Genomic DNA, 21956 nt, shown 5'->3' on the forward strand with positions numbered 1-21956 from the left:
CTGCTGCGCGGGAGACACCCGGGCCGCGTGGGCCGCCCCGGGCGTTGCGCTCTCATTGCTCTTGCTCATAGTGTGATTAGGTTACGGCAATGAATCGCTTTTGGATAGGAGCGTAGCCACACCGGCCGCGAGGCAGCCCAGCGCCGCTGCCGCGATGGGCGCGGCCCACCACAGGCCCGGGGCGAGGATGCCGCCGGGATCGCGGAGGAAGGCCGCGTCCTGGGTGCCCAGGGCCCCCGCGAGGGACCCCGTTACGAGGGCGAGCGCCCACGGACCCACGGTGGGGAAGAGGAGGGCGACCACCGGATAGCCGCCCGCGTGGGAGTCGGACAATACCCGCCGCAGCGGGCGCTGCTGCTGGCGGCGCAGCACCACCAGGGCGGCCAGGGCCACGAGCGCTATGCCGCTGGCGGCGAGCGGGTGCATGATCTGTTCCGTGCGCAGCGCCTGCACCTGCGGGCCGTGAGCCTGGGCGAGGTTGCTATAGCTGGCCTGGCCGATGAGCACCGCCTTGAACTCCCGCTGTTGATCCGGGGAAAAAGAGGAGAACTCGGGGATAATCACCCTGGCGAGGGCGGAGGGCACCAGGCCCAGCGCGCGGGCTTCGGGGGAGTCGAGGCCCAGCACGATGTTGGGGGTGAGATCGCTATCTAATAGCGGGGCGCCGGTCAGCCCCGGTATCGCGGCGGCGCCCTCAAGGGTGCCGGTGGTGGAGCGAAAGAACACGAGGCCCCCGCCGCCGGAGGTAATGTATTGCTCCCCCGCGTGGTTGATGAGTTCCGCCGCGCGGGGAGAGGCCGCCAGCCCCAGCAGGCCCAGCGGGGCATCGCCGCACAGCGGACCCTCGATGGGCTCCCCGGCGTGCCGGGGGAGGCATTCCGCCCCCTTGCCGTTGGTGGCGCGCGGGTAGTCCTCCGGGTGGCCGGGAGCGATGGGGTCGAGAAAGACGAGGGCCGTGGACATGATCTCGGGGAAGCGCTCGGTGAGCATGCCCACCTTGTTGGAATCCACGTGGCTGGCCGCCAGGTACCCCTCCGCGCCGGGGATGGCGTTTTTGATGTGGCTGATGTGCACGCCGGCGGCGGCGCTGGTCAGCGCCGCGTGGCCCACCATCCCCGTGAGGATCGCCGTGGAGAAGAACGCGAGCGCTGGCCTGGGCAGGCGGGCGCGGTAGCGCAACTCGCTGCGCGACCAGCGCAGCCCGAGGGCGAGCGCCCCGGCGGACATGGCCGCGCAGCCGAGGGCATAGCGGTGCCCGGAGAGGAGGACGAGGCCCCAGCGCAGGTACAGGAAGAATCCGCAGAGGCCCAGGGCGGTGAGCCCTACCGCGAGCCAGGCTATCCGAGCGCGGAGGGAAAGCGGATGGGGGCGGTGCGTGCGGCCCCGGGGCCGTCGTGCGCGCAGCAGGAGGACCGCGCCCAGGGCGGTGAGCCCGCCGACCAGGCACAGGAGAACAAACCCCAGCGCCGGGCCGGGGTGCGGAGGCTCCCACCGCTGGTTCCACCACCGGCCCATTTCCGCCGACCAGCGGCGGAACGTCAGGAGGGAGGCGGCCATGCCACCGGCGATCCCCGCCGAGGAGAGCGCCAGGGCGGGCAGCCCTAGCCACAGAATCCCCGCGGCGGTGCTCCCGCCGCTGGCGCGATAGGCCCGGAGCCCGGCGGCGTGCCGATGCAGGTAGGCCAGCCCCAGGGCGGCTGTCCCCGCCACCACGATCGCGGCGAGGACCCTGTGCAGCGCGCTGAGGCGGCCAAGATCGGCGGCCTGTGCCTCCTCGAGCAGGCCCCGGCTGGCCAGGTCCTCCGTGCCCGCGCGGATCGCTCCCGTGGCGCTGGCCTGGGAGAAGAAGGGCTCGTTTTCCACGTCGCTAGAGACGAGCCACGCCACGGCCTCCTCGTGGGCGGCGGCAACGTCGCGGGGCGCCACGGCGTCGATAAGCATCTCCGCGGTGTCCGCGGGGTTGGTGGTCAGGCCGGTGATGAGGAGGGAAAGCGGGGCGAACTCGGAGCCTTGCGGGGTGAGCGTGACGGTATCCCCGGGCGAGGCGCCAAGCGCCTCGGCCAGCGCGGCGGAGACCGTGGCCTCGCCGGGCCGCCGGGGATACGCGCCGGAGGTGAGCGCGCCGAGGTCGGCGGGCCCGGAACTTAGGCGAGCCTGCGCCTCGGCGCCGCGATCCTCGGCGTCGCGCACCACGGATTGGGCGGTGGCGATCCCCACCGCCCTGCCCTGCTCCACCATCTCGCGCAGGCTGTGCTCCACCTCGGGAAAGGCGGCGGTGACCTGCTCGTGGTAGCGGCCAAAGTGCGTCTGCGTGGAGGCGGCGGTGGCCTCCCGATAGGTGCTGAGGCACAGGCCCAGGGAGAGCAGGCAAAACGAGGACATCGCGCTCAACAGCATGAGGCTTGCGGCCAGTCCCGGCGCGGAGCGCAGCGCGCCGAGCCCGAAGCGCAGGCGGATCATGCGGCGGCCTCCACGCTCACGGAGCCGTCGCCGCGCAGCCGCCACAGGGTATCCGCGCGTCCTGCCACGGCGGGATCGTGCGTGGCCACGATCACGGCCGCGTCGTTGCTCCTGGCCAGGCGCAGAAAAATGTCCATGACCAACGCGGAGTTGGCGGAGTCCAGCGCGCCGGTGGGCTCGTCAGCCAGCACCAGGCGCGGGTGGTTCACCAGCGCGCGGGCGATGGCCACCCGCTGCCGCTCGCCGCCGGAGAGACGGTGCGCCGGGGAACCCATGCGCGGCCCCAGGCCCACCTCCTCCAGCAGTTCCGTCGCGCGGTGCGGCTCCGCGCGCAGTGTTCCCGCGATGTCCTGCGCCAGCCGCACGTTGTCCAGGGCGCTGAGGTACGGCACCAGGTGGTAGTCCTGGTACACGCGCGTGATGATCCCGCCGCGTAACTCCCGCGCGGGAATCTCCGCCACGGGGCGCTCGCCCAGGGCAACGGCGCCCGAGGTGGGGGTGAGCCGCCCGCTCAGTAGGCCGAAGAAGGTGGTCTTTCCGCTGCCGCTGGGTCCCATGAGGGCGCAGACCGATCCCGGGGCGGCGGTGAGGCTTATCGACGACAACAGCGGATGCCCGGCCTCCTGGCCGGGGTAGGAGAAGCTGAGTTGGGATACCTGTAGGTGCATGGTGGTGGCCTCGAGTAACGATGAAAGGAGGGGCCTGACTGTTCTCAGGCCCCTCGGAGAGACGGATAAAGGCTGTGGTGTATCTATCGCGGGGCGAGGTCCACGCGGGCGGAACGGGGCCAGCCGTTGGGTGGGTAATTGGGGTTGAGGGACCACTTGCGGGTGGAGTGGTGGACGCCGATGTCGTAGAACCAGTTGGAGTGGTAATCCGGGCCGCCCTCAAGATCGAGGGTGACGCGTGCTTTGGTGTCCCGGCCGAGCGAGTGGCAGACGCCCACCGCGTGTGTGCTGCCGACGTTGTTCACCAGCCATGCGTTGCAGTTGCCGGAGAGGGCCGTGGCGGTGGTGGGGGCCGCGATGGCGATGCCGAGCGCCACGGCGGCGGAGCCAAGGAGGGCGAGGGGCCTTCCGGTGGAGAGTTTTACCTTACTCATTTTCCATCCTGTGATTTGAGATACTTAAAAACGGGTAAGGGTAGGGTAACTGCCCCCTTGCGGTCTGGTTGGAAAATCCGCAAAAAGTGCTATAGATCACATGTAACGGGTGTGGCCTCTGCCGGAAAGCGATCCGGGTGCGTATCCGGGTTGTGGGGCAAGCCCGCTAAATACAGCAATGGCCCCCGCCGGCGACAAAGCCAACGGGGGCCACGAGTGTTTCTTTTGGCCTCCTACACGGCGGCGACCTTCATCTCCGCGAGGTCGTTGCCGTCCGCGTCGTCGAGGTCGATGTCCCACTCCAGGGAGCCGTCCTCCTCGTCCAGGGAGAGGCTGTCGATCACGCCGCCCTCGTGCGCGTCGAGGGCCTGCTGGGCGGCCTCCAGGGCGGTGATGGTGGCGGCCTTGGCCTCCGCGATGTCGTCGGCGTCGTCGTCGCTCTCGCGCTCCGTCTCGGTGACCTTGCCCTTGGCGTCCACCGTCAGCTCCACGTGGTCCTCGCCCTCCACGAGGTCGATCTCGTAGGAGTCGCCCTCGCGGTCCAGGTCGGTGACGATGCCCTCCGGGTGCGCGGCCAGGGCGTCCTGGATGGCGGCCAGCGCTCCGTCGGTGGTGGCGGCCGCCGGGGCGTCGTCCTTATCGTCGCGGTCGTCCGTGGCGGAGGCCTCCGAGGAGGCCGCCGGGGTTTCCTTCTCCACGGTGACAAACTCGGTGGTCACCGGGTTGTCGTCCTGGTCGCTGCCGCAGGCGGTCAGGGCGAGGGCGGCGCAGGCGGCGGGGATGAGTGCAAGGCGGCGGTACATGGGGCTCCTTTAGTCGTCAGGGTCAAGGAGCCCCAGCCTACCTTAACGCTCGATGTGGCCCACCTGGGTCGGAATGCCAAAGCGGTGCATGGTCACGGACACCGCCTGCTCCAGCAGGAAGGGCAGCAGCTCGCGGCGGCCGTCGGCCACCACCGGGTGATCCAGCACCACGGACTGCGACTCCGCGGCGGCCACGTACAGCCCCGGGTCCACCTCGCCCAGGGTGCGCACCCGCGCCGAGGAGGCGCGGGCGATGCCCCGGGCGTAGGCGTCGTCGCTGGCCACCCGCACCTCGGCCCCGGCGCGGCGCAGCTCGTCGGCCAGCTCGCTGGGGGCGGAGACGTCCAGGGCCACGCCCGTCACGGCGGAGGCCAGGAGCAGGCGCACCACGTCGCGCAGCGCGTAACCCCTGCCCACGCGCAGGCGCAGCGGCTCCAGCAGGCGGCGGTAGCGGAAGATGTTGGCCTCGGAGACCAGGCCGGTGGGGTCGTGCTGCACGCCGAACTCCTCGCGCCAGGCCACGGCGTCCAGCTCGGCGGCGCGCCACAGCCAGGCACGATCGGCCTCGGAGAGGTCGTCGAACTGGTCCAGCAGCGCCACCACGGCGGGGGAGACGCTGACGTTGCGCGCGAGCAGCGGGGTCTCCGGGTCGGACCAGGTGCCAAACTGCGCCACGTAGTTGGGGCCGCCGGCCTTGGCACCCGGGCCCACCACGGAGTTCTTCCAGCCGCCAAAGGGCTGGCGCTGCACGATGGCGCCGGTGATGCCGCGGTTGACGTAGGCGTTGCCCACCTCCACGTGCTCCATCCAGTACTCGATCTCGTCGTCGTCCAGCGAGTGGATGCCGCCGGTGAGGCCAAAGCCGGTGGAGTTCTGCCACTCCACGGCCTCCTCCAGGGTGTCCGCGTACATGATTCCCAGCACGGGGCCGAAGCACTCGTGGGTGTGGTACCAGGAGCCGGGCTTGACGTTATCGCGGATGCCGGGGGACCACAGCAGGCCCTCCTCGTCGAGCTGCCGGGGCTTGACCAGCCAGGTCTCGCCCGGCTCGAGCTGGGTGAGGCCGCGGCGCAGCTTCTCGCTCGGCGGCTCGATGAGCCCGTTCATGGTGGTAGAGACGTCGGTGCCGTGCCCGACCTGGAGCGTCTCCACCGCGTCCACGAGCTGCCCCAGGAAGCGCTGGGAGCGCCCCTGCGGCCCCACCAGGATCACTAGCGACGCCGCCGAGCACTTCTGCCCGGAGTGCTTGAAGGCGGACTGGTAGAGGTCGGCCACCGCCAGGTCCGGGTCTGCCGAGGGGGTCACGATGATGGAGTTCTTGCCCGAGGTCTCCGCCGAGATCGCCATGCGCGGGTTCCAGGAGCGGAACAGCGCGGCGGTATCGGAGGCGCCCGTGAGGATCACCTGATCCACCTGGTCGTGGCTGATGAGGGCCTTGCCCGCCGCGCCCTCGTCCGTGCGCAGGAGCTGCACCAGGTCCGGGTCCTGCCCGGCGGCCTCCAGCCCGCGCCGGATCGCCGCCACCGCCACCTCGGAGCAGCGCACCACCTGCGGGGCGGGCTTGATGATGACGGCGGAGCCCGCCGCCAGCGCGGAGAGCATGCCGCCCACGGGGATGGCCACGGGGAAGTTCCACGGCGGCACCACCACGGTCACCTTGTGCGGCGTGAACACCCCCGCGTAATCGTCCAGGGCCGCCGCGCTGTGCCCGTAGAAGGAGGCGAAGTCGATGGCCTCGGAGATCTCCGGGTCGCACTGGTCGATGGTCTTGCGGGCCTCGTGGGTCATGGTGGCCAGCAGCTCGCCGCGGGCGTCGGCCAGCGAGTCCGCGATGCGGTAGAGCACCTCGGCGCGCTCCCGGCCGGTCAGGCGGCCCCAGGGGGCTGCGAGCTCGGCGGCGCGCGCCACGGCGCCGTCCACCTCGGCGGGGTCGGTGATCTCGGGCGCCTGGATGGGCTCGGCGCCGCGCTGCAGGGCCTCCAGCGCCCACCGGCGGTTGGCGGACATCGCGGGGTCCGTGTCCGGCTCGTTGACGAAGCGCCCGATCCTGGGGGCCTGCGTGCCGCTTTCCTCCAGGCGGTTCTGGGTGCGGCGCTCCCCGGCGAAGGTGGTCCAGCGCTCCGCCACCGCGCGGCGGAAGCGCTGCTCCTGCGAGCCCATCGGGGTGAGGTGGTCGGGCCCCTCCACCTCGGGGGCGAACAGGGAGTAGAGGAAGTTCTGCTTCTCGCTGTTCTCCTCCAGGCGGCGCACCAGGTAACTGATGGCCACGTCGAAGTCCTCCGCGTGCACCACGGGGGTGTAGAGGATGAGGTCGCCAAAGACCTTGCGCACCGCGCGCGACTGCGCCGGGGCCATGCCCTGCAGCATCTCCGCGTCGAGCTGGCGCTCCACGCCGCGCGCGGCGGCCAGCTCCCAGGCCAGGGCCAGGGTGTAGAGGTTGTGGCTGGCCACGCCGATGCGGATGGCGTCCGCGTACTCGGGCTGCAGCACGTAGTCGAGCAGGCGCAGGTAGTTGGCGTCCACCTCGTCCTTGGTGCGGTAGGGGGCCTGCTTCCAGCCGTGGCTCTCCGCGGCCACCCGCTCCATGGAGAGGTTGGCGCCCTTGACCAGGCGCACCTTGATGGGGGCGCCCCCGGCGGCCCGGCGGCGCAGGGCGAACTCGGTGAGCTCCTCGAGCGCGGCGAGGGTGTCCGGGAGGTAGGCCTGCAGCACGATGCCGGCCTCCAGGTCGGTGAACTCCTCCTCGCTGATCAGCTCCGTGAACAGGCGGATGGTCAGGTGGAGGTCGTGGTACTCCTCCATGTCCAGGTTGATAAAGACCTTGCTGCTGCGGGCCTTGGCCTCCTGGTACAGCGGGCGCAGGCGGTCCTTCAGGCGCGCCACCGAGCCCTCGTAGTCCCAGTGGTTGAGCTGTGCGCACAGGCTGGAGGCCTTGACCGACACGTAGGTCACGCGCGGGTTGCGGATGAGCTGCCGGGTGCGCTCCGTGCGGGCCTTGGCCTCCTTCTCGCCCAGCACCGCCTCGCCCAGCAGGTTGAGGTTGAGCTGCGTGCCCTGCTCGGCGGCCTTATCCAGCAGCTTGTTGAGGGCGTCGCCCTCCGCGTCCAGCACCAGGTGCCCCACGAGCTGGCGCATCCGGGCGCGGGCCACGGGTATCACCACGCCCGGCAGCGCGCGGCTGGCCAGGGCGCCCAGCCCCATCATGGCCTTGTTGGCGGGGCCCAGGAAGTCCGGGATCTCGCCCAGGCTGCGCAGGCTGGCCGCCGCCACCTTGTTGTCCTCCGGGCGAGCCACCCGATCCACAAACTCCATGGTAAAGCGCACGCCCTCCGGGTCGCGCACCATATCGGCCAACTGCTCCGTGGCGCGGGTCTCCTTGCGGGAGGACTGGGAATCGGTCTGCTTGAGCCAGTCCTCGGCGCGACGCAGGGCCTGGGGTACAACGGCCTCCACGTCCGCGGAGTTGGCGGGGACGGGCAGCTCGGTGATGCTCACGGTGTGTTCCTTTCTTGATATATAGGCGCGATGCCTAGGGAAGAGGGGCGAAGGTCGGGATGAGGGAGAACAGGTCCTTGGGATCGTCCGGGTCGGCCACCAGGTCGAGGTGGGCCTCCAGCCCGGTGCCCGCCACGGAGTCGCGCAGGTAGCGCAGGGCGGCGAAGTCGTTGATGGCGAAGCCCACGGAGTCGAACAGGGTGATCTGCTCGGCGGAGGTGCGGCCCTCGCGCTTTCCGGCGATGACCTCCCACATCTCGATCACGGGGAAGTCCTCGGGCATCTGCTGGATCTCGCCCTCGATGCGGGTCTGCTCGGGGAACTCCACAAAGACGTCGGCCCGGTTGAGGATCTCCGCCTCCAGCTCGGTCTTGCCGGGGCAGTCGCCGCCCACGGCGTTGAGGTGCACGCCGGGGGCCACGTGCTCGGTGCTCAGGATGGTGTTCTGGGCCTTGTCCGCCGTGCAGGTGGTGATGACGTCCGCGCCCGCCACGGCGTCGCTCACGGAGGAGGCCTTGTGGATCTTAAAGCCCAGCGGCTCGATGTTGCGCACGAACTTGTCCACGGCCGCCGAGTCGATGTCGTAGATGCGGATCTCCTCGATGCCCAGGGCCGCGCGCATGCCCAGCGCCTGGAACTCGGACTGGCTGCCCGCGCCGATCATCGCCATCACGGAGGAATCCTTGCGGGCCAGGTGGCGGGCCACCATGCCGGAGACGGCCGCGGTGCGCAGGGCCGTCAGCAGCGTCATCTCCGCCAGGAAGGTGGGGTAGCCGTTATCGACGTCCGCCAGCATGCCAAAGGCCGCCACCGTCTGGAACCCGCGCGCCGGGTTGGAGGGGTGCCCGTTGACGTACTTGAAGGCGTACTCCTCGCCGTCGGAGGTGGGCATCAGCTCGATCACGCCGAGGGGGGTGTGGCTGGCCACGCGGGGGATCTTGTCAAAGCGCTGCCAGCGCTCGTAGTCGCGCTCCAGGTAGTCCATCATCCCGGTGATGATGTTCTCCACGCCTTCTCGCTGAATCCATTCCGTCATTGCCTTCACATCGACGAAACCGGTCATAAAAAACAGTGCTCCTTAAGAAAAACTCGTAGGAATAGGTGTGATGCCGTGGCGTCTGCGCACCCTGTGCGCCCTGCGCGCCAGCGGAACACGGGACCGCAACTGTACGTGAACCGTTGCGTGCGCCGTGTCCCCCGGTGCCCGCAGGGCACGCGGCCGGCATTAGCGCTCACCGGGGTGCGCGCTCGGGCCCTGCTGGCGGTCGTGGGCGTGATCCTGGAGGCCCGCCGTGCGGTCCGCCTGGCGGGCCTCCAGGGCCTCCATGATGCGGCCCCGGTTGACCCGCCACCCCAGCGCCAGGGCGGGGAAGAACAGCAGGGACACGATGAGCGTCCAGGTGCCCACCGGGTAGTCGAAGGCCATGAGCAGGATCACGCAGCCCAGGAAGGCCAGGGTGAGGTAGTTGGTCCAGGGCGCGAGGTGCGCCTGGTACCCGGGGCGCTCGTACACGCCCCTCTTGGCCAGCGCCACGAACTTCATGTGGGAGAGGGTGATGGCCGCCCAGCTCGCCATCGTGCCCAGCGCGGCGAGGTTGAGCACGATCTCGAAGGTCTGCTCGGGCACCACGTAGTTCAGCGCCACGCCCGCCAGCGCCACCGCCGTGGTGAGCAGGATGCCGCCGTAGGGCACTCCCGAGCGGGTGAGCTTGGCGGCAAAGCGGGGCGCGGACCCGGCCAGCGCCAGGGAGTGCATGATGCGCCCCGTGGAGTACAGCCCGGCGTTGAGGGAGGACAGCGCCGCCGTGATGACGATGAGCTGCATGATCGGGGCGGCCACGTCCACCCCGATGGAGGCGAAGAACGTGACAAAGGGCGACTCCCCGGCGGAGTACTCCGTGTAGGGCAGCAGCAGACACAGCAGCAGCACGGAGCCGAAGTAGAACACGGCGATGCGCAGGATCACCAGGTTGATGGCCTTGGGGATCTCCTGGCGCGCGTTCTTGGCCTCGCCGGAGGTGGTGCCCACCAGCTCGATGCCGGCGTAGGCGAACACCACGCCCTGCACCACGATCAGGGCGGGCAGGAGCCCGTTGGGCAGCATGCCGCCGCTCTCGGAGAGCAGGTGCAGGCCCGTGGGCTGCCCGCTGGGGCTGCCGAAGATCACGAAGAAGATGCCGATGATGAGGAAGAAGATGAGCGCGCCGATCTTCACTGCGGAGAACCAGAACTCCAGCTCGCCAAAGACCTTCACGGAGACCAAGTTCAGCCCCAGCACGCCGAGCACCACCGCCAGGGCCAGGAGCCACTGCGGCAGTTGGTTGACGAACTCGCTGTACTGGCCGAACCACTTGATGTAGATGGCGATGGCGGTGCCGTCCGCCACGGCCGTCATGGCCCAGTTGAACCAGTACATCCAGCCCGCCGTGTAGGCGGCCTTCTCCCCGAAGAACTCCCGGGCGTAGGACACGAAGGAGCCCGAGGTCGGGCGGTACACGATCAACTCGCCCAGGGACCGCAGGATGAGATAGCCAAAGAACCCACACACGAGGTAGAGCAGCGCCAGGGACGGGCCGGCCTGCTCCAGCCGGGCGCCCGTGCCCAGGAACAGGCCGGTGCCGATGGCCGAGCCGATGGCGATCATCTGAAGCTGACGGCGGCTCAGCGACTTTTGCAAGCCGGTGTGCTCGTCGGGATGAACGTGCCCGCGCTCCTCGTGGGTTCGGTGTGGCGTTTCTGACGTCATACTGAATCCTCCCTCGGGGCGGACGCCGTGGTGCGGCGCCCGCGCTCTATGTGGTGTGCCATAGGGAGGAACCTATATGAGAGATCGCATAGTGTGAACCTGAACCTCGGCCAGGGAGGGGGAGAGGTGGGTCATTGTGAGGGGTGGCGACCGAGGGGTATGCGGGAAAGATCGGGCGGTACCTGGGGTGATATGGGGGTAGCGTGCGGGGCCGTAGGGGTGTCAAGCCGGGCAGGTGTGTTATTTCTCTCCCCTACGCCACCCCTGAAATGGGGGTGGTGCGCCGGAGCCGCGCGGACCAAGCCACGCGCACCACCGGGCAAGCAAGGCGTCCTCGGGGAGGGGGTCGCGGCGGTGTGGGCGGCCTGGACGGCCCGCCCGCCGTCGAGGGGCGTCGGCAGTGGCGGGCGCCCGCCGCGACCTGCGAAAACAAAAAAGTTGAGCCGCATGGGAACAACTTCGCGCGGCGCGGCGTTGGGTGGTGTGTAGGCTTGAGTGACATCGGCTCAAAGGCGTCTGTTAGTGTGGGTTCCGGAATTGAGCGGCCCGCCGTCAAGGCGGGTGGGGCTCGGGCCTGAAGAAGATACGCAACAGAACAATTCAGGAGGAAACAATCATGGGACGTGCAGTAGGAATCGACCTCGGTACCACGAACTCGGTGGTGTCGGTGTTGGAGGGCGGCGAGCCCACCGTTATCGCTAACTCCGAGGGCTCCCGCACCACCCCGTCGGTGGTGGCCTTCGCCAAGAACGGCGAGGTGCTGGTGGGCCAGTCCGCCAAGAACCAGGCGGTGACCAACGTCGATCGCACCATCCGCTCCGTGAAGCGCCACATCGGCGAGAACGACTGGCACGTGGACATCGACGATAAGAAGTACACCCCGCAGGAGATCTCCGCGCGCACCCTGCAGAAGCTGAAGCGGGACGCGGAGGCCTACCTGGGCGAGGACGTCACGGACGCCGTGATTACCGTGCCCGCGTACTTCGAGGACGCCCAGCGCCAGGCCACCAAGGAGGCCGGGCAGATCGCGGGCCTCAACGTGCTGCGCATCGTCAACGAGCCCACGGCGGCCGCCCTGGCTTACGGCCTGGAGAAGAACGACGAGGAGCAGACCATCCTGGTCTTTGACCTCGGCGGCGGCACCTTCGACGTCTCCCTGCTGGAGATCGGCGACGGCGTGGTGGAGGTCCGCGCCACCGCGGGCGATAACCAGCTCGGCGGCGACGACTGGGATCAGCGCATCGTGGACTGGCTGGCGGAGAAGTTCAAGAGCAGCAACGGCATCGACCTGACCAAGGACAAGATGGCCCTGCAGCGCCTGCGCGAGGCGGCGGAGAAGGCCAAGATCGAGCTGTCCTCCTCCCAGCAGGCCACCATCAACCTGCCCTACATCACCGTGGACGCGGAGAAGAACCCGCTCTTCCTGGATGAGACGCTCTCCCGCGCGGAGTTCCAGCGCATCACCCAGGACCTGCTGGACCGCACCAAGAAGCCCTTCAACCAGGTGCTCGCGGACGCGGACATGAAGGTCGCGGACATCGACCAGGTGGTGCTCGTGGGCGGCTCCACCCGCATGCCCGCCGTCACCGAGCTGGTCAAGGAGCTCACCGGCGGCAAGGAGCCGAACAAGGGCGTCAACCCGGACGAGGTCGTGGCCGTGGGCGCCGCCCTGCAGGCCGGCGTGCTGCGTGGCGAGGTCAAGGACGTGCTGCTTCTCGACGTCACCCCGCTCTCCCTGGGCATCGAGACCAAGGGCGGCGTGATGACCAAGCTGATCGAGCGCAACACCACCATCCCCACCAAGCGCTCCGAGACCTTCACCACCGCCGAGGACAACCAGCCCTCCGTGCAGATCCAGGTGTTCCAGGGCGAGCGCGAGATGGCGGCGGCGAACAAGCTGCTGGGCTCCTTCGAACTGGGCGGCATCGCCCCGGCCCCGCGCGGCGTGCCGCAGATCGAGGTGACCTTTGACATCGACGCCAACGGCATCGTGCACGTGACCGCCAAGGACAAGGGCACCGGCAAGGAGAACACGATCACCATCCAGGACGGCTCCGGCCTCTCCCAGGAGGAGATCGACCGCATGGTCAAGGACGCCGAGGCCCACGCCGAGGAGGACAAGAAGCGCCGCGAGGAGCAGGAGACGCGCAACGCCGCGGAGTCCACCGCCTACCAGACCCGCAAGTTCCTGGAGGACAACGGCGAGAAGGTCTCCGAGGAGATCAAGACCAAGGTCGAGGCCGCCGTGTCCGAGGTCGAGGAGGCCCTCAAGGGCGAGGACCTCGAGGCGATCAAGGCCGCCGTGGAGAAGCTCTCCACCGAGTCCCAGGAGATGGGCAAGGCCATCTACGAGGCGGAGGCCGCGAAGCAGGGCTCCGAGGGTGCCGAGGGCACGAACGCGGGCGACGACGTGGTGGACGCGGAGGTCGTGGACGAGGAGGGTGACAAGAAGTGACGCAGCCCGAAGAGCAGGCGGATCAGGTTGACCAGGAGGTGACCACCGAGGCCCCCTCGGCCCCCGAGGGCTCCGAGACGGTCGAGGACGCCCCGGCCGACGCCTCGGAGCAGGGCACCCCCGCCGAGGATTCCCCGGACTCCTCCGAGGAGGCCCCGAGGGACCCCGTGGAGGAACTCACCGAGGATCTCAAGCGCGTGACGGCGGAGTACGCCAACTATCGACGCCGCTCCGCGCGCGAGCGCCAGGCGGCCGTGGACGGCGCCCGGGCCTCAGTGGTATCCGAGCTGCTGCCCATCGTCGATGATCTGGCGCTGGCCAAGCAGCACGGCGACCTGGAGGAGGGCCCGCTCAAGGCCTTCGCGGAGAAGTTCCGCTCCACCCTGGACTCCCTGGGCGTTAAGCCCTTTGGCGAGGAAGGCGAGGCCTTCGACCCGGAGATCCACGAGGCGGTGCAGGACAGCTCCTCCGGCGATGTCAAGGTACTGGGCACCGTCCTGCGCCAGGGCTATCGCCTGGGCGAGAGGACCATCCGCAACGCCATGGTGATGATCGCCGATCCAGCAGAATAGGTGAAGGCACGGGAAACCGTGATGTTCATGGCACCGCTGTTCGCTCTACCTCGATCAGCGGTGCCATTTGTCTAAGCGCACGAGGAAGGAGGGATGCCCAGTGGCGGAACGCGAATGGGCAGAAAAAAACTATTACGCGGATCTGGGGGTTACCTCGTCCGCGAGTCAGGAGGACATTAAAAAGGCGTATCGCAAGATCGCCCGGGAGAACCACCCGGACAAAAAGCCCGGGGACAAGGTGGCCGAGGAGCGCTTTAAGAAGGCGGCCGAGGCCTACGACGTTGTGGGCGACGAGCACAAGCGCAAGGAATACGACGATTTTCGCGCCATGATCAGCGGCGGCGGGTTGGGAGGTTCCGGGTTTCCGGGCGGGTTTCGCCCGTCCGGGACGACGGGGAACTTCAACCCCTCCGACTTCTTTGGACAAGGCGGAACATATTCTCCAGAGGGCGGTCTTGGTGACATCTTCGGTAGCTTCTTTGGTCGCGGCGGGAATCCTCGCCAGTCAGCTCGGCCGACCCGGGGAGCGGACGTGGAAACGGACATCACGCTCGAGTTCCGGGAAGCGGCGAAGGGGACCACTCTTCCCCTTCAGCTAAGCGGTGACGCCCCCTGCAGCGCCTGCCACGGCTCCGGCTCCACCTCCGGCAAGCCCACCACCTGCTCGGCGTGCCAGGGTTCCGGCTTCACCTCGGAAAACCGGGGGGCCTTCGGGTTCTCCTCCCCCTGCTCGGAGTGCGGGGGAACCGGGGAGATCGTCACGGACCCCTGCGGCACCTGCCACGGCAGCGGAACGGTGCACCGCACCCGCTCCATCACGGTGCGCATCCCCGCCGGCGTGGTGGACGGGCAGAAGGTGCGCCTGGCGGGCCAGGGGGAGGCCGGGCCCAACGGAAAACCCTCGGGCGATCTCTTTGTCACCGTGCACGTGCGCCCGGACGCGGTGTTCACCCGCTCCGGGGACGACCTGGCGGTCACCGTGCCCGTCTCCTTCGCGGAGCTGGCCCTGGGAGACACGATCACCGTCCCCACCCTGGACGCCCCCGTGCGGGTCAAGGTGCCCGCCGGTACACGCGACGGCCGCACCCTGCGGGTGCGCGGGCGCGGCATCAAGAAGGGCGACCTGCTGGTGACCGTGCAGGTCACGGTGCCCACCAACCTCGACGCCGCAGCCACCAGCGCCCTGCGCACCTACGCGCAGGCGGAACGCGAGTCCGGCTTTGACCCCCGCGAAGGCTGGGAAGGGGTGAAGTAGCATGTCCAGCGCGCAGCACCCGCCCGCCGGGGAGGAAACCCGCGTGGCGGAGGACGTCGCGGAGGAGGTCTTTGTCATCTCCGTGGCGGCCGAGCTCTCGGGCATGCACGCCCAAACCCTGCGCACCTACGATCGCCTGGGCCTGGTCACCCCCGCCCGCACCAGCGGCGGCGGGCGGCGCTACTCGCGCGCCGACGTGGCCATGCTGCGCCGCATCCAGCGGCTCAGCCAGGAGGACGGGGTGAACCTGGCCGGGATCAAGGCCATCATCGAGCTGACGAGGGAGAACGAGGACCTCAAGGCGGAGGTGGCGCAGTTGCGCGCGGACAACGCCCAGTTGCGCGAGCGCCGGGCCGCGCGCGGCGGCGAACTCGTGCACGTGCCGCGCTCTACGGCGGTCGTGATGTGGACCCCGAACGCGCGGCGTCGGGGGACGGCGCGCCGGGCCCCTCGGGATTAGCGATGGCGCGCAGCGCCCGCAGCACCAGGGGATCGTCCCAGTAGGAGGAGTGATCCCCGGGGCGGGTGGGCCACACGGTGGCCCCGAATCCGGGAGCGGCGGGGTCCACCCCGTGCACCCCGCCGTGGCGGGTTGCGGTGAGGTCGATGAGGTCCCCCGTGGCGGTCAGCGCGTGCACCGATCCCCGCGACCGGGGCCGGGTGCCGTGCAGCCGGAACTCCGAGGCGTGCCCCACGGGCACGCCGGGAGAACCCATGAGGATCACGGCGTCCGCCAGCAGCCCCGAGGATGCCGCGCGGCCCACCACCACGGAACCGTAGCTATAGCCCAGCACCACCCGCCGCTGGGCGGGATTGCGCGCGGCGAGGTCCCGTTGAAAGCGCCGCAGCGCCTCCGCACCGGCCTTGGCGGGGTTCGCGGCGATGGCCTGCGGGAGCGTGCCGGGCGCCCGATAACCCAGCCACACCACGGCCGCGCCCCCGGTGGCCTGCGCGATCGTGCGGCCGCGTTCTAACTGGGCGGGCCAGCCCGCCGTCTCGGAGGAGCCGGTCCCGGCCACGAAGGTGGTCACGCTCGCGGCGGAGTCGAGGTCGCCAAAGGCCACCGCCACGGTGTGCTCGCCGGCCTCGAGAAAGCGCGCCTCCGGGAACCGCGCGGCGAGGTCGCGCCACTGTGGGGCGGCGGCGAGCGTGGACTCGTGGATGGCGTCGAGGGAAAGGTCGGACATGGCGCCGAGGCGATGCAGGGGCGGGGCAGCCACCGGGGTACACAGGCGGGTGATCTCCCGGGCGCAGTGCCAATCCAGGGCCGAGCCCAGCGCGGCCACGGCGCGGGCGAGGCCGGTGAGGAACACGGAGTTGTTGCTCAAACCCCGGAGGCGCTCTGCGGCGCGATCGATCTCCTGCTGGAGCGCCCCGGCGCGCGCCAGGACCTCGGCCACGGCCCTCATCTGCGCCGCCTCGGCGGCCCAGGGGAGCGCGGCGCTCTCGAGCCGTTGCAGCCCGAGGAGCGCCGCCCCGCGCACCCCGCTGGCGCGCAGCGCGATGTTTTCCTCTTTCTGCCGGGCGGCGGCCCCGGCGGTGCCCTCCGCGAGGGCGAGCGTGGCGCGCGCGGCGTGGTCGAGTTCGCGCGGATCGAGCGGGGAGAGGGGAACGGGGACGGGGGCGGCGGGGGAGGTTAGCGCAGGCATCGGGCCGTCTCCTCGTCCACGGCGCGGGCGCGTGAGCATAGGCGGGCAAGATCCCGGAGCACGTCCGTGCGCCCCCGGGCGGCCTGCGCCAGTGTGTGATCCCACGAGGCAGCGGCGGCGTGCAGGGCCGAGGCGGTGAGGGAGGGCGAGCCGAGCCGTGGCGGCGGGCCGGGGGTGGGGACCGTGCTCGCCCGGAGGCGGCGGGCGAAGGAATCGGTGAGAAGCAGCTCATTCATGCCTACGAGTACAGCGCCCCCGGGCGGGATGGGGCGAGGAGGGCGGCGCGGGCCTGTGGATAAACCGGGGTTATCCACATAGGCTGGCCTCATGCGCATCGCACTGGCACAGATACATGCTACGGGGCACCCCGAGGAGAATCTCCGCACGGCGCGGGACTACACTCGGCGCGCCGCCGAGCGCGGCGCCCGCATGGTGGTGTTCCCGGAGGCCACCTCCCAGGCGTTTGGCACGGGGCGGCTGGATACCCACGCGCAGGACTACGACGGCCCCTTTGCCACCGGCGTGTGCGACCTAGCGCGGGAGCTGGGGATCACCATCGTGGCGGGCATGTTCCGGCCCGCGGACCGCACCGAGGAGGGGATCAACAGGGTGTGGAACACCGCCCTGATCGCTCGCGGCGCCGCCACGGCCGGTTCCCCCAGTACAGGCAGCCCAGGCAGCCCAGGAAGCACAGACAACACGAGCAGCACAGACGCCAGCCCCGGGGCCTGGGCCCCAAGGGGTTACGACAAGATCCACACCTATGACGCCTTTGACACCAGGGAATCGGAGACGGTGCGGCCGGGCACCCAGGCGGTGACCTTCGAGGTGGGGGACGTCACCGTGGGTGTGGCCACCTGCTTTGACCTGCGCTTTCCCGCCCTCTTCCAGGACCTGGCGCGGGCGGGGGCGCAGATCATCGTGGTCCCCGCCTCCTGGGCGGACGGCCCCGGAAAGCTGCACCAGTGGCGCGTGCTGACCGCCGCCCGGGCCCTGGATACCGGGGCGTTCATCGCGGCGTCGGGAATGGCCCGCCCCGGCGGCGCGGAGCGCGCGGGGGAGCCCTCGGGGCCCACCGGGATCGGGCACTCGGCGGTTCTTACGCCCCTGGGCCAGCGCCTCGCGGAGGCGGGGTACGGGGAGGAGCTTCTGGTGGCGGACCTGGACTTAGGCGAGGTGGCCTCAACCCGCCGCAGCCTGCCCATCCTGGGCGGCTAGCCGACGGGGGCGGTGGGTCTACCGGTAGGTGGAGGCCACGCCCCGGTCGGGCCACTCCTCGACCTGGATGTGCGGCGCCCCGGTGGCGCGCAGTGCCTCGGCGCTGCGCCGGGCGCCCTCCTCGGGGCCCGCGATGAGGATGTCGTGGTTGTGCCAGCTTCCTCGGCTCGCGGCGAGGGCGCCGGGGGAGTCGGAGACGGCGATGTAGAGGTCGGGCAGGGTGACCTGGGAGTTCACCCACCAGGCGTCCTCGTGGGTGGTGGCGCAGGGGACCACGGTGAACCAGGAGCTGGCCTGGGAGAGAGCCCAGAGGCGGGGCAGCTCGTAGAGCTCGCCGGGGTAGTCCGCCCCCAGGAAGAGGGTGACGTTGGGCTGGCGCTCCCAGGTGAGGATGTCGAAGAGGAGGGATCGCAGGGGCGCCCAGCCGGTGGCATTGGCCACGAGGAGGACGTCGCGCTCGCCGCTGACGGAGAGGGTGCCGCTGGGCTGACCGAAGCTCCAGTGATCGCCCACCTTGGACTTAGCCAGGCGCTGGGCGGCGGTGTCGTCCTCGCCGAGGACGTGGAACTCGATCTGGCCGAACTCCGAGGGCGGGGTGGCGGGGGACATGGGTAGCCAGATTCCCGGCAGTATGGAGGAGGAGGTCAGCATGTGCTGGCCGGGGGTGAAGGGGATGGCCAGTCCGGTATCGAGGGTCACCACGCTGATGCGTCGGCTCATCCGCTGTACGTCGATGACCTCGCCGGAGTAGGCCGGGGGCACGCCCTGCTGGTCCGCCTCCACGGCCGCCGCGGCCATCTCCACGCACATGCCCTCCATGAGGTGTTCCGCCTCGCGGGCGGCCACCGTGTACTGCTCGTCCGCTACGCGCAGCACCTCCCGCAGACCGAACTTCATGGCCTGGGCGAAGGAGGCGTAGGCCACGGGCGGGAAGCCGTGGCGTCGGTGGTCGAGTCCCATCTGCTGCACGCGGCGCAGGACCTCGGGGGCCAGCGCCGCGGGGCTGCTTTGCTCCAGCGCCCATGCCACGGCGGGGGCGAGGTCGAGGTGCGACTTGCTCATCTTGAGGGGAAAGACCGACCGTGCCTCCAGATGCTCCACATAGAAGCGACCGTGAGCGGCATCGCGGAAAGTGCCGGGGTGGTCCCGGATCAGATGAGCTATCTCGGCGAGCGTGGCGGCGGGCATGGCATCTATATTAAAGGCCAGGGGCGAGTTTGTAGAGGGCGGCCCGTACCAAAGGTGGTTCCGCGGGTGTGTCCTTTCGTATAAAGAAGGCATAAAAGCGGAGGAAAACGGGCAAATAGCGGGAGATTGGCGGCCCCGCACCGGGGGTAAGGGACGGCGGTGTTCCCATAAGGTCTATACGGCTGTGTCGCGGGTGCCGCGGGTGTGGCGGGCGGTGCTGGTGCCCTGTGTTCTGCGAGTCGCGCGGGACGCGCGCTGCCCGGCGAGCCGGCCCGCCCGCACCGCCCCCACGGTGGAGGCGGACGAGGCATACCCCACGAGCAGGAGCCGGTGATCGCGGCGCGGCGTCACCTCGTCGCGCATGGCAATCCCGCGCGGACCGCGCAGCCGGAGCGGGGCGAGGTGGCGCAGCGCGGCGCGAAAGCCCGTGTTCCAGAAGATCACGTCCACGCTTTCCTCGCGCCCCTCCGGCCAGGGTTGCCAGCTCTGCGGCAGCGCCAGGCCGGGGCCCCGCGAGGGGCCGAGCCCCTGCGCCCGCTGGGCGGCGGGCGCGCCGAAGCGCACCCCATCGGCGGTGATGGAGCGGAGGCGTCCCCGGGAGACCAGCGTGCCGTTGCGCACCGCCTCGACGTACTCGGGGAGCATCGGGATGCCGGTGGTGCGCACCACCGACGCCGGGGCCCGGCCGCTCCTCGCGCGCTCGCGCACGGCCTCCTCCACGCTGAGGCCCCACGCCTGGTCAAAGGGGCGTCGGGTGAAGTTGGGCGGGCGCCGGGTGGACCACAGCGTCTCCGTGACCGCCGAGAGCTCCAGGAGAAACTGCACGGCGGACAGGCCCCCGCCCACCACGAGGGTGCGCCTGCCGCGAAACTCCTCGGCGCTGCGATAGTGCACCGTGTGCAACTGCTCACCGTGGAAGCCACGCGCCCCCGGGACGAAGGGGATGAAGGGCTGCGTCCAGGTTCCCGTGGCGTTGACCACGCGGCGCGCGTGCCAGGAGCGGCCGTCGGCCGCCGTCACCTGCAGGGGCGCCTCCGGGCTTCTCGAAGCCCCCATCACCGAGACCACCGTCACCGGGCGCACCACGCCGAGGCCCAGGTGCTCCTCGTATTGGTCGTAGTAGTCGGTGACCACGGAGGAGGCGGGGACGGCGGGGTCGGGCTGTGGCAGCGGGAGCCCGGGAAGGGGAGCGATCCGGTGGGCGCGGCCGAAGGTGAGGGAATCCCAGCGGTGGCGCCACGCCCCGCCCGGCCCGGGATTGGCATCGAGCACGATGAAGTCCTCGCCTGGGGATAGGCCGCGATGGACTAGCTCGTGGGCGCACGCCAGCCCCGCCTGTCCGGCCCCGATGATAAGGACGCGCAGGGGTGTGTTCATCACCCCCATTGTTTCACGAGGTGATGGAGAAACCGGGGGTAGCCGTTAAAATGATCCAGTCATATACGTCGCATTGAAGGAGCCGCTGTGGAATACACCCCCTTTTCCCTGCTGGTTGACGTCGGCTGGATTTCCGTATTGATGGTGGTGGGTAACGTCCTGCGCCGCAGGGTTCCGGCGTTTCAGGCGTTGTTGCTGCCCGCGCCCATCACGGCGGGCCTGCTGGGGTTGATCCTGGGGCCGGGCCTGCTGGGGTGGATCGGCTTCTCGGACAAGATGGGGGCGTACACCACGCTGCTCATCGCGGTGGTCTTTGCCGCCATGCCGTATTCCATGCAGTTCGACCGCTCCGTGCGCTCCGGCGCGCGCACCATGTGGTCCTACTCCACGGGCATGTTCATGGGGCAGTGGGGCCTGTTCATCCTGCTCGGCATGTTCCTCTTCGAGCCCATCTGGGGCACCGAGGACTGGTTCGGGATGATGCTCCCCGTGGGCTTCGTGGGTGGCTTCGGCACCGCCGCCGCGGTAGGTTCCTCGCTCGAGGCCACCGGGGCCACGGCCGCGAGCACCCTGGGCTTTACCTCCGCGACGGTGGGCACCCTGGCCGCCATCGTGGGCGGCGTGATCTTTGCCAACTGGGGCATCCGCACCGGCCGCACCGCGGACATGCCCAAGAAGCTCCCGTGGGACATGCGCTCCGGGTACATCGACGAGGAATCCTCCCGCCCCTCCATCGGCAAGGCCACCACGAACCCCTCCTCCATCGAGCCGGTGGCCCTCCACGTGGGCGTGCTTGCGCTGACCGTCATGTTTGCCTACCTGATCAACCAGCAGATTCAGAAGGTGTTCCCGGAGGTCTCCATCCCGCTGTTCATCATGGCCTTCGCCGTGGGCATCGTGGGCAAGCTGATCCTCAACCTCTTCCGCAAGCCCAACTACGTGGACCGGGACACCATCAACTCCCTGTCCGGCGCGGCCACGGACTACCTCATCGCCTTCGGCATCGCGGCCATCGTGCCGTCCGTGGTGGCGGACTACTGGGTGCCGCTCGTGGTGATGTTCGTGCTCGGCACCATCTACTGCCTGGTGTTCTTCTTCCTCGTGGCGCCCACGTTCTTCGGCCTCAAGTGGCTGGAGCGCGCCATCTTCGGCTGGGGCTGGGCCACGGCCGCCGTGGCCACCGGCATCGCCCTGCTGAAGATGGTGGACCCCAAGCTGAAGTCCGGCACGCTGAACGAGTACGGCGTGGCCTACGTGGGCTTCGCGCCCTTTGAGATCGGCATGACGGTGATCGCCCCCATCGCGGTGCTCACAGGGTGGACGATGGGCCTGGGGTGGATCGCCACGCTCATCGCGGTGATCGTGCTCGGCGTGGCCATCGTCCTGAGATGGGTGCCGGGACGCGGCGTAGAGGTGAAGAACTAGGGGCTAGCGGGGCCGGGGGCTGAGGGGTGCGTATCGACGCCCCCTCGGCGGGGATCTCGGGGATCGATGGTTGGGGGGAACAACTTTCCAACAACTCCGCAACAACTATTTTTGCGCCCTGATCTGCGTTTATGCGTGTGGGCCCGGAGAAAGTTGTTGTGGAGTTGTTTCAGAGTTGTTGAAACAACTCCGCCCCGAGCGGGCGCCTCGC

General features: G+C 69.7%; 17 protein-coding genes. 6 read left to right on the forward strand and 11 right to left on the reverse strand.

Features of this window, described 5'->3' with window-relative positions; genetic code table 11:
* Positions 1–81 precede the first annotated feature (81 nt).
* The 7 genes from B140_RS0102960 to B140_RS11735 all read right to left on the reverse strand — a co-directional run bounded on the left by B140_RS0102960 (position 82) and on the right by B140_RS11735 (position 10606).
* Positions 82–2460, reverse strand: a complete 2379-nt coding sequence (locus tag B140_RS0102960; protein WP_018117863.1) for an ABC transporter permease family protein — start codon at positions 2458–2460, stop codon at positions 82–84.
* Complete coding sequence (locus B140_RS0102965; protein ID WP_026165926.1) at positions 2457–3128, reverse strand: ABC transporter ATP-binding protein; 672 nt, start codon at positions 3126–3128, stop codon at positions 2457–2459. The genes B140_RS0102960 and B140_RS0102965 overlap by 4 nt, the downstream gene beginning before the upstream one ends.
* A gap of 83 nt (positions 3129–3211) precedes the next feature.
* The gene (locus tag B140_RS0102970; RefSeq protein ID WP_018117865.1) at positions 3212–3562 is read right to left on the reverse strand and encodes a hypothetical protein; all 351 of its coding nucleotides are present in this window, start codon (positions 3560–3562) and stop codon (positions 3212–3214) included.
* Positions 3563–3795: 233 nt separating this feature from the next.
* Positions 3796–4365, reverse strand: a complete 570-nt coding sequence (locus B140_RS0102975) for a PepSY domain-containing protein (RefSeq protein WP_018117866.1) — start codon at positions 4363–4365, stop codon at positions 3796–3798.
* Between the two features lie 42 nt (positions 4366–4407).
* A complete protein-coding gene (locus tag B140_RS0102980) occupies positions 4408–7860 on the reverse strand; it encodes a proline dehydrogenase family protein (protein ID WP_018117867.1) in 3453 nt (1150 codons plus the stop codon).
* Between the two features lie 34 nt (positions 7861–7894).
* Positions 7895–8923 (reverse strand): ornithine cyclodeaminase, encoded by a 1029-nt coding sequence (locus tag B140_RS0102985; protein ID WP_026165927.1) that lies wholly within the window; start codon positions 8921–8923, stop codon positions 7895–7897.
* A gap of 162 nt (positions 8924–9085) precedes the next feature.
* Positions 9086–10606, reverse strand: a complete 1521-nt coding sequence (locus B140_RS11735; RefSeq protein ID WP_083912216.1) for an amino acid permease — start codon at positions 10604–10606, stop codon at positions 9086–9088.
* A 616-nt stretch (positions 10607–11222) separates the two neighbouring features.
* Between B140_RS11735 and dnaK the strand changes: the two genes are divergently transcribed.
* The 4 genes from dnaK to B140_RS0103010 all read left to right on the forward strand — a co-directional run bounded on the left by dnaK (position 11223) and on the right by B140_RS0103010 (position 15348).
* Positions 11223–13061: a molecular chaperone DnaK gene (dnaK, locus tag B140_RS0102995; protein ID WP_026165928.1), complete on the forward strand. Its 1839-nt coding sequence runs from the start codon at positions 11223–11225 to the stop codon at positions 13059–13061.
* Complete coding sequence (gene grpE, locus B140_RS0103000; protein WP_018117871.1) at positions 13058–13633, forward strand: nucleotide exchange factor GrpE; 576 nt, start codon at positions 13058–13060, stop codon at positions 13631–13633. Before dnaK ends, grpE begins: the two co-directional genes overlap by 4 nt.
* A gap of 100 nt (positions 13634–13733) precedes the next feature.
* Positions 13734–14888 (forward strand): molecular chaperone DnaJ, encoded by a 1155-nt coding sequence (gene dnaJ, locus B140_RS0103005; protein WP_018117872.1) that lies wholly within the window; start codon positions 13734–13736, stop codon positions 14886–14888.
* Between the two features lies 1 nt (position 14889).
* The gene (locus B140_RS0103010) at positions 14890–15348 is read left to right on the forward strand and encodes a heat shock protein transcriptional repressor HspR (RefSeq protein ID WP_018117873.1); all 459 of its coding nucleotides are present in this window, start codon (positions 14890–14892) and stop codon (positions 15346–15348) included.
* On the opposite strand, the gene B140_RS11740 is transcribed toward B140_RS0103010, so the two are convergent.
* Both B140_RS11740 and B140_RS13680 read right to left on the reverse strand, forming a co-directional pair.
* A complete protein-coding gene (locus B140_RS11740) occupies positions 15278–16537 on the reverse strand; it encodes an alpha/beta hydrolase (protein ID WP_018117874.1) in 1260 nt (419 codons plus the stop codon). The two genes, B140_RS0103010 and B140_RS11740, sit on opposite strands and share 71 nt — an antisense overlap.
* Positions 16525–16773, reverse strand: a complete 249-nt coding sequence (locus B140_RS13680; protein WP_018117875.1) for a hypothetical protein — start codon at positions 16771–16773, stop codon at positions 16525–16527. Before B140_RS13680 ends, B140_RS11740 begins: the two co-directional genes overlap by 13 nt.
* Positions 16774–16864: 91 nt before the next feature.
* On the opposite strand from B140_RS13680, the gene B140_RS0103025 reads away from it, so the two are divergent.
* On the forward strand, positions 16865–17755 hold the full coding sequence (locus B140_RS0103025; RefSeq protein WP_018117876.1) for a carbon-nitrogen hydrolase family protein: 891 nt from the start codon (positions 16865–16867) through the stop codon (positions 17753–17755).
* Between the two features lie 18 nt (positions 17756–17773).
* On the opposite strand, the gene B140_RS12905 is transcribed toward B140_RS0103025, so the two are convergent.
* Together B140_RS12905 and B140_RS0103035 are read right to left on the reverse strand one after the other, a co-directional pair.
* Positions 17774–18943 carry a hypothetical protein gene (locus B140_RS12905; RefSeq protein ID WP_018117877.1) on the reverse strand — a complete coding sequence of 390 codons (1170 nt, stop codon included), beginning with the start codon at positions 18941–18943 and terminating at the stop codon, positions 17774–17776.
* A 174-nt stretch (positions 18944–19117) separates the two neighbouring features.
* Positions 19118–20320 (reverse strand): NAD(P)-binding domain-containing protein, encoded by a 1203-nt coding sequence (locus B140_RS0103035; RefSeq protein ID WP_083912224.1) that lies wholly within the window; start codon positions 20318–20320, stop codon positions 19118–19120.
* Between the two features lie 87 nt (positions 20321–20407).
* Between B140_RS0103035 and B140_RS0103040 the strand changes: the two genes are divergently transcribed.
* Positions 20408–21745 carry a sodium/glutamate symporter gene (locus B140_RS0103040; protein WP_018117879.1) on the forward strand — a complete coding sequence of 446 codons (1338 nt, stop codon included), beginning with the start codon at positions 20408–20410 and terminating at the stop codon, positions 21743–21745.
* The last annotated feature ends 211 nt before the right edge of the window (positions 21746–21956 follow it).

This window comes from Corynebacterium mastitidis DSM 44356 (assembly GCF_000375365.1).
Lineage (GTDB): Bacteria > Actinomycetota > Actinomycetes > Mycobacteriales > Mycobacteriaceae > Corynebacterium > Corynebacterium mastitidis.